The sequence below is a fragment of the Pelagibacterium mangrovi genome, assembly GCF_036662815.1.
In the GTDB taxonomy this organism is placed as follows: domain Bacteria; phylum Pseudomonadota; class Alphaproteobacteria; order Rhizobiales; family Devosiaceae; genus Pelagibacterium; species Pelagibacterium mangrovi.
This window is the reverse complement of the sequence record NZ_JBAFXA010000013.1, coordinates 21,007-27,507: the sequence shown is the minus strand read 5'-3', so window position 1 is coordinate 27,507 and position 6,501 is coordinate 21,007. Positions and strand designations below refer to the sequence as shown.

The window sequence follows — 6,501 nt, the reverse complement described above, 5'->3', positions numbered from 1 at the left end:
AAACCTCCTTAACTTACAACCTCAAACCTGTGCCATGGGTGCTGACGGCGGACAATGTTTTGGAGGCCGGCAAAATTCTTTCGTTTGACCCCAGCGCGCGGCGCAGTGACAGGGTTGAGATGAAGATCAGAGCCAACAGTTTCACCCCTTCCGCTGCGACATAAAACATATGCAGCATGCTGTCGGGTGGCACCTCACCGGCAAGGTAGGTCTCAACTCGGGCATCGAGAGCTGGAAGCAACCAGACGCTCTGGATCGACAGAACGGCGACAATCACCAACAGCCCGGCCAGCATCATCCGCGATCGCGCTCCGATGAAAATCGCTAGGGCCAGCAAGGCAAGGCCTACGAATTCAACGATAATGAAAACGCTGAAGGTGTGCCGGCCCACATCAAGCGCAACGGGCAGTTCCAGGGTCGGCGCTCGGAATTTGACCGGCGTCGCCAGCAAAGACACGCCGACGAGGAGGCCGATCCATACCAAAGCAACGACCGCTGCCCAAATTGCGTTACGGGACGGTTTGCTCTCAAACATGGATCTGGCTCCAATTACGGCTCTGGACCACTTGCGTAGCAGAAAAGATGCGCTAGAAATATATATTATGACAAACGCAATCCTGAATAGTTCGACAAGCTGGAAAAATGGGCGACGAGCATGCGGTTGACCCAATTTTCCGATTACGCCCTGCGCTTGCTGGTCTATGTCGCTGCCCATGACGATCGACTCGTAACCATCGATGAAGCTGCCGGCGCCTATCGCATATCCAAGAACCATTTGATGAAGGTCGCCAACATTCTGACCCGAAACGATTTTCTCAAGGCTGTGCGGGGGCGCTCGGGCGGCTTGAAACTGGCCCGTCGTGCGGAAGAGATTGTTCTGGGCGATGTGCTGCGGGTAACCGAACCGGATTTCGCCATCGTGGAGTGCTTCGGGGACGATGCCGATCGGATCACACCAAGTCATCGGCTACGGCGTGTGTTGGGCGGTGCGCTCGATGCATTTATGGCTGAGATGGATCGCAATACGTTGAGTGATATCGCGGTCGATCCCGCTCTGTTCCCGCTCAACCAGCCGGCGGCCTGACGATGACAGTCGTCCAGTTTCCAGGGAGCCAAAACGGGGGCGCTTTTCCTGCCTTTTTTGAGGACGCACCGGTGGTGCGGATGCGAGATCCGCTTGCCGAATTTCTTAGCAGTGCCAAGGGCGGGGTGATGACGTATCGCTATATCGATGCGGTTCGGCTTGCCGGCCATTCCTGCCCCGCCGTCGCGGGCGCTTGGCTGATGATGGTCCAAGGGCTCGCCTGGCTCTACGACGAGGACGTGCCGGAGCGTGGTGCCATTGAGGTGCATATGCGCGATGGCAGAGACGAAGGCACGACCGGGGTCATGGCCTCGATCGCCACGCTCGTCACCGGCGCAGGCGAGGAAACAGGCTTCATGGGAATTGGTGCGAACCATCGCTTCTCGCGCAAGGGCCTTCTGACCTTCGATGCCGTAATTGACGGCCGGATCGGATTACGACGTCGCGACACCGGGCAGGGCGTGATCATAGACATCAATACCGCCAGCGTGCCGCATGATCGCGAAATGGAAGCTTTGATGCCTCTGGCGATTTCGAGCAAGGCCGACGCCGCGCAACTGGAGTGGTTCGGTGCCCTGTGGCAGGATCGCGTCCGCCGGATGCTGATCGAGCATGCCGACGACCCCAAATTGGTTCATCTCTATGAGTGGAGAGCCGGTTCCCATTGAGCCATCAGTCGATGGCAGTGATGGCCGAAATTAAACCTTGACGGGGCAGGTAGCCAACAGTCTCCAACCCGTCCTGAGTTAGCTCAAAACTGATTGCCAATCAGCGCCAGGAGACTTGCAGCGGCTGCAACCGTGCTTGGCGCGAGGACGATCACCGCGGAGGCAATCGTCAGGGAGACAATGATGGCGTCTTTGGTTTTTCGGCTCATCGGCGATTGGTCAGCGGGTGTTGCCCGCTCCCTCCTTTTTCTCATTGTCCTCGTCATCGAGTAGGATGCGCTCGGCTGCGCCTTGGAGATCGTCATATTGGCCTGAGCGCAGCGACCAGAGGAAGGCGAGTAACCCTACCAGTCCCATGATCAGTCCCAACGGAATAAGGAAAAAAATGCGATCCATCATCACACCGGCTCCATACCGGGGATAGTAGCGGATGGGTTGGCTCGGTTGCTGGTGTGCGCGTTTCGGGTCAGCCTCATGGCGTTGAGGACGACGATGATGGACGACAGCGACATGGCCAGTGCAGCGACCAGCGGGGTGACGAAACCGAGGATTGCGATGGGAACGGCCACCATATTGTAGAGAAGCGAGAAGGCGAGGTTTTGCCGCACCAGCTTGTCCGCACGCTTCGCCACGTGCAGGGCGGTGGGGACGGCCAGCAGGCTTTCGCGGGTGAAGACGATATCGGCGGCCTGACGGCCGATATCGGCAGCAGACGAGGGGGCAAGCGAGACATGGGCCGCCGCGAGCGCGGGCGCGTCATTGAGCCCGTCGCCGACCATGAGCACCTTGCGGCCATCGGCGTTCATGCGCTCGAGCAAAGCGAGTTTTTCGCCGGGCAGGCATTCTGCGTGAAACTGCTCGATGCCCAGGTCGCGGGCGGCGCGCTCTACCTCCGGATGTCGATCGCCGGACACAAGAACGATCTCGAGGCCCAGATCTTTGAGCTCGCTGACCGCTTGATGCGCTCCTTCGCGATAAGAATCTGCAAAGTGGAAGGCGGCGATTTCTTTGCTGTCCCGGCTCAGAACCACTTCTGAACCCGCAAATGCCGTGTCGCTGCGCTCGGTCCCGCATGCCCAGCTTCGCCGTCCGAGGCGGAAACTGCTCGAGCCGATGGTGCCCATGACGCCCTGACCGCCGATTTCCTGGACATCGGTGATCTTTTCGGAAACCGTGAGATTGGCGGCCGCTTCAACAAGTGCCTGCGACAGGGGATGACGCGATTGGCGCGCCAATGTGCCGGCCATGGCCAGGGAAATGGGCTCGATGTCCGCACGATTGGAGAGGGTGGAACGCCCCCGGGTCAGCGTACCGGTCTTGTCGAACACAACGATATCGGGCTGGACCAGACGTTCGATGGCAGAGCCGTCCTTGGTGAGCAGACCATTTTCGAACAACTTGCGCGCGGCGACCACATGGACGATCGGCACGGCAAGGCCTAAAGCGCACGGGCAGGTAATGATGAGAACGGCAATGGCGGTGGTGATTGCCATATGCCAATCGCCACTGATCAACCACCATCCCAACCCGGTGATCGCCGCTGCCAGATGCACGACCGGAGAATAGAGTTCGGAAACGCGGTCGGTGAGGCGACGATAACGGTTGCGGCCGCCCTCGGCGAGTTCCATCAGCCGGATCATTTCGGCCAGGAACGAATCCTGGACCTTGGCCGTCACCTCAACAAGCAAGGGGGATTGCAGGTTCATGGTGCCGGCCTGCACGCTGTCGCCAGGAGCGACGAGCACGGGTTGGCTTTCTCCGTTCACCATGGCGCAATCGAAGTTCGAGGTACCCGAAATAACGCGTCCATCGACCGGCATTCTCTCGCCGGCTGCAATCGAGATGGTCATGCCCGGCACAAGTTCGGAAACAGGACGATAACGGTAGCTTCCATCGGTATCGACAACCGTGGCGCCGCGCGGTGTGAGGCTGGCCAATCCCCTGACGGCGCTGCGGGCCTTGTCGCGCATTGCGTAATCGAGCGTACGCCCAATCAAAAGGAAGAACAAAAGAGTGACCGAAGCATCGAAATAGGCGTGCTGGCCGCTGGTTATCGTTTCGAACAGGCTCAGCCCGAAGGCCAGCGCGACCCCAATCGATATCGGCACATCCATGTTGGTCCTGCCGTGCCGAAGGGCGTTGAACGCCGGCTCAAAGAAGATGCTGCCAGAATATATGAGAGTGGGGAGGGCGATGGCCGCAGAGATCCAGTGAAACAGATCGCGGGTTGCCGCGTCGGCTCCGGCCCACACGGCGACCGAGAGCATCATGATATTGGCCGAAGCAAAGCCTGCAACCGCGAGGGCGCGAACCAGCCGTCGAAATTGGGGCTCGCTGCGCTGTTCCGGTTCATCGATGAAATTGGCTTCAAAACCGATGCTGGACAGCGTCTCGATGAGAGCGGGCGCTGTTTTGCCCGTCCATTCGACCGTGGCGCGGCGGGTTGAGAGGTTGACCCGCGCGAGTTGGACCTCGGGCAGCGCCGACAGCGCCTTTTCCACTTTGCTCATGCAGCCGCCGCAATGCATCCCTGGCACCGACAGACTGGTTCGGAATTGTCCGTTGCCCATATTCTGACTGGCGAGCACCAGTTCGCTTTCGCCTGAGGGAGCGGAAGCGAGAGGGTCGTTCAAGGCGGTTTCGAGGCTCATGGTTTCCCCTCAGTCTTTGACCATATCGCGATAGGCGTGCCAGGTGGCGTGGCCGAGAAGCGGGAAGATGACGATAAATCCGATGAGCGCGGTGGCGATCGAGACAATGACCAGGGCCATGACGACCGCGCCCCAGGCGATCATCACGGGTAGGTTGTTCCACACTACGGCCATGCTCGTGCCCATCGCGGTCAGTGCGTCGGTGCGCCGATCGAGTAACATCGGAATTGAAAAAGCGCTGACGGCGAAGCCGAAGGCGGCAAAGAGCCCACCCACACAGATGCCGGTGAACAGCATAGCCCAGCCGATGGGGGTTCCGAAAATCAGGGGAATGGATTCTTCAACGCCCAGGAACGCCCGATAGCCGAAGAAAAGGGAATAGACGATGACTGCAGCACGGATCCAGACGAGGGCCAACAGTGAAAGCATCAACCCAACAAAGAACACCTGCCCACCTGACTGAGCCTTGACGCCGAGCAGATCGGCAAGGCTGACGGGCTCGTCATTGGCGAGCCTGGCGCTTTTTTGATAAAGCCCCATGGCCAGGAGGGGGGCCATAATGAGGAAACCCGATAGGGCCGGGAAGAGAATATAGTCGAGATTGAATTCCAAAAAGCAATAGATCAGGATTGTCGAAATAGCGCTCACCACCACGCCATAGGCCAGGCTCGGCAAAGGGTCGGTATAAAGATCGTGCCAGCCCGCCTTGAGCCAGGCGAAAACGCGCGAAGGCGCATAGTTGCGCTGCAGCTCGGGCGCGTGGGTTTCCTCGATGCCCGAGGGTTTACTCAAGAGCCAGTAGCGTTCGTCCGTTTCACTCATGGTGGGCCCTTTCAAAAAAGCGGCTAGCAAGACGATTTGGCGGCGCTGTATTGTCCCGGACGGGGTTCGCCCGGCTTGGCGTGGTCAACGCAACCGGGCTGGGATGCGAAGGAGACATAAATCAGATGAGCATTGGCGCCGACGAAAATGATGGTGCCCAGAAAGACGAGCACGGCAACCAGCAACCGCGTATTGTTCCGGCTTTCGGCTGGCTTGCTCATCGCCATGGCTAGGGTCGCCCGGTACTGAGCGAATGGACATAGAGCGCGAGAACCTTGATCTCGGTCGGCGTCAGGCGATCTTCCCAGTAGGGCATGTGCCCCACGCGTCCGCCATGCACCGAAGCGATGATGTCTTCGATCTCGCCGCCATAAATCCAGGCCGCGTCGGACAGGTTCGGCGATCCGGCTCCGGGAATGCCAGTGGCATCCTGGCCGTGACAGCCAGCGCAATTGGTCGCGAAAGTGTCACGGCCGGCCTCAATGCGCTCAAGGTTCTCGGCAGTGGAATAATCGGGATTGCTCAGCGAATAGACATAACGCGCGACGTTGCGGACCTCGTCGGTCGTCAGCATCTGCTGAAGCCCGAAGGCGGGCATTTGGGCAACGCGGCTCTCGGTGTGTTGGGCGTTGATGCCGATGCGCATTGTATCGGCAATAGCCGTGACGCTGCCGTCGCCCCAGATCCAGTCATGGTCGGTAAGATCGGGATATCCGATGCCGCCCTGCGCATCGCGCCCATGGCATGCTGCGCAATTGTCGCCGAAAAGCTGGTTTCCGGTTTCCGTGACTCGCGCCATGAGCGCTTCGTCGGCCAGGATTTCTTCATCCGAAAGCTCCAGAAGCGGGGCACTCCAGGATGATCGAACGGTACGGGCTTCGGCCACGGCCTGATTGGCGCTGGTGAATTGATCGATGCCCAATATCCCTGGCGTATAGGTCCACCCAAGGGGAAATGCGGGCATCAATATCCACCAAATGAGCGCGAACACATGGGTTACGATCACAAAGAGCATAATGCCCCGCGGTACGGGTGTGTCGAGTTCCTTGATGCCGTTCCATTCGTGGCCGGTGGTGGGTTCCCCCGTAGCGGCGTCCCGTTCAACCTCGCTCATGGCCGATCATCCTCACGCAAAATGGAATTCTTGGCATCGGTGAACTTCTTCCGGTTCCTGGGCCAGAAGGTGTAGATGCAGACGGCCACTGCCATGGCGATCAGGTAAAACAATCCCCAACTCTTGGAGAACGCCACCAGCGTGCTGTGATCGAAATCCATC

9 protein-coding genes are annotated in these 6,501 nt (G+C 59.2%); 2 read left to right on the top strand and 7 right to left on the bottom strand.

The annotated features are described in order from the left end of the window. Positions 1 to 13: 13 nt before the first annotated feature. The gene (locus tag V4T21_RS18480) at positions 14 to 535 is read right to left on the bottom strand and encodes a hypothetical protein (RefSeq protein ID WP_332719676.1); all 522 of its coding nucleotides are present in this window, start codon (positions 533 to 535) and stop codon (positions 14 to 16) included. Between the two features lie 120 nt (positions 536 to 655). On the opposite strand from V4T21_RS18480, the gene V4T21_RS18475 reads away from it, so the two are divergent. Together V4T21_RS18475 and V4T21_RS18470 are read left to right on the top strand one after the other, a co-directional pair. Then, positions 656 to 1,084 carry an RrF2 family transcriptional regulator gene (locus V4T21_RS18475; RefSeq protein ID WP_332719674.1) on the top strand — a complete coding sequence of 143 codons (429 nt, stop codon included), beginning with the start codon at positions 656 to 658 and terminating at the stop codon, positions 1,082 to 1,084. Positions 1,085 to 1,086: 2 nt separating this feature from the next. Next, positions 1,087 to 1,752: a hypothetical protein gene (locus V4T21_RS18470; RefSeq protein ID WP_332719673.1), complete on the top strand. Its 666-nt coding sequence runs from the start codon at positions 1,087 to 1,089 to the stop codon at positions 1,750 to 1,752. A 219-nt stretch (positions 1,753 to 1,971) separates the two neighbouring features. On the opposite strand, the gene ccoS is transcribed toward V4T21_RS18470, so the two are convergent. From ccoS to V4T21_RS18440, 6 genes are read right to left on the bottom strand one after another with little or no spacing between them, the layout of a single operon-like run. Beyond that, a complete protein-coding gene (gene ccoS / locus V4T21_RS18465; protein ID WP_332719678.1) occupies positions 1,972 to 2,148 on the bottom strand; it encodes a cbb3-type cytochrome oxidase assembly protein CcoS in 177 nt (58 codons plus the stop codon). 2 nt (positions 2,149 to 2,150) lie between these two features. Continuing rightward, positions 2,151 to 4,403 (bottom strand): cation-translocating P-type ATPase, encoded by a 2,253-nt coding sequence (locus tag V4T21_RS18460; protein WP_332719670.1) that lies wholly within the window; start codon positions 4,401 to 4,403, stop codon positions 2,151 to 2,153. Between the two features lie 9 nt (positions 4,404 to 4,412). After that, entirely contained in the window at positions 4,413 to 5,225 is an 813-nt protein-coding gene (locus tag V4T21_RS18455) for a DUF2189 domain-containing protein (RefSeq protein WP_332719668.1), read from the bottom strand. Between the two features lie 23 nt (positions 5,226 to 5,248). Then, a complete protein-coding gene (locus V4T21_RS18450; protein ID WP_332719665.1) occupies positions 5,249 to 5,452 on the bottom strand; it encodes a hypothetical protein in 204 nt (67 codons plus the stop codon). A 2-nt stretch (positions 5,453 to 5,454) separates the two neighbouring features. After that, the gene (ccoP, locus tag V4T21_RS18445) at positions 5,455 to 6,339 is read right to left on the bottom strand and encodes a cytochrome-c oxidase, cbb3-type subunit III (protein WP_332719663.1); all 885 of its coding nucleotides are present in this window, start codon (positions 6,337 to 6,339) and stop codon (positions 5,455 to 5,457) included. Next, entirely contained in the window at positions 6,336 to 6,500 is a 165-nt protein-coding gene (locus V4T21_RS18440) for a cbb3-type cytochrome c oxidase subunit 3 (RefSeq protein WP_332719661.1), read from the bottom strand. Before V4T21_RS18440 ends, ccoP begins: the two co-directional genes overlap by 4 nt. Position 6,501 lies beyond the last annotated feature (1 nt).

What these genes read in the sequence shown, in the direction of transcription:
- V4T21_RS18480 (WP_332719676.1), bottom strand. Translation starts at nt 535, where the DNA reads ATGTTTGAGAGCAAACCGTCCCGTAACGCAATTTGGGCAGCGGTCGTT.
- V4T21_RS18475 (WP_332719674.1), top strand. Translation starts at nt 656, where the DNA reads ATGCGGTTGACCCAATTTTCCGATTACGCCCTGCGCTTGCTGGTCTAT.
- V4T21_RS18470 (WP_332719673.1), top strand. Translation starts at nt 1,087, where the DNA reads ATGACAGTCGTCCAGTTTCCAGGGAGCCAAAACGGGGGCGCTTTTCCT.
- ccoS (WP_332719678.1), bottom strand. Translation starts at nt 2,148, where the DNA reads ATGGATCGCATTTTTTTCCTTATTCCGTTGGGACTGATCATGGGACTG.
- V4T21_RS18460 (WP_332719670.1), bottom strand. Translation starts at nt 4,403, where the DNA reads ATGAGCCTCGAAACCGCCTTGAACGACCCTCTCGCTTCCGCTCCCTCA.
- V4T21_RS18455 (WP_332719668.1), bottom strand. Translation starts at nt 5,225, where the DNA reads ATGAGTGAAACGGACGAACGCTACTGGCTCTTGAGTAAACCCTCGGGC.
- V4T21_RS18450 (WP_332719665.1), bottom strand. Translation starts at nt 5,452, where the DNA reads ATGGCGATGAGCAAGCCAGCCGAAAGCCGGAACAATACGCGGTTGCTG.
- ccoP (WP_332719663.1), bottom strand. Translation starts at nt 6,339, where the DNA reads ATGAGCGAGGTTGAACGGGACGCCGCTACGGGGGAACCCACCACCGGC.
- V4T21_RS18440 (WP_332719661.1), bottom strand. Translation starts at nt 6,500, where the DNA reads ATGGATTTCGATCACAGCACGCTGGTGGCGTTCTCCAAGAGTTGGGGA.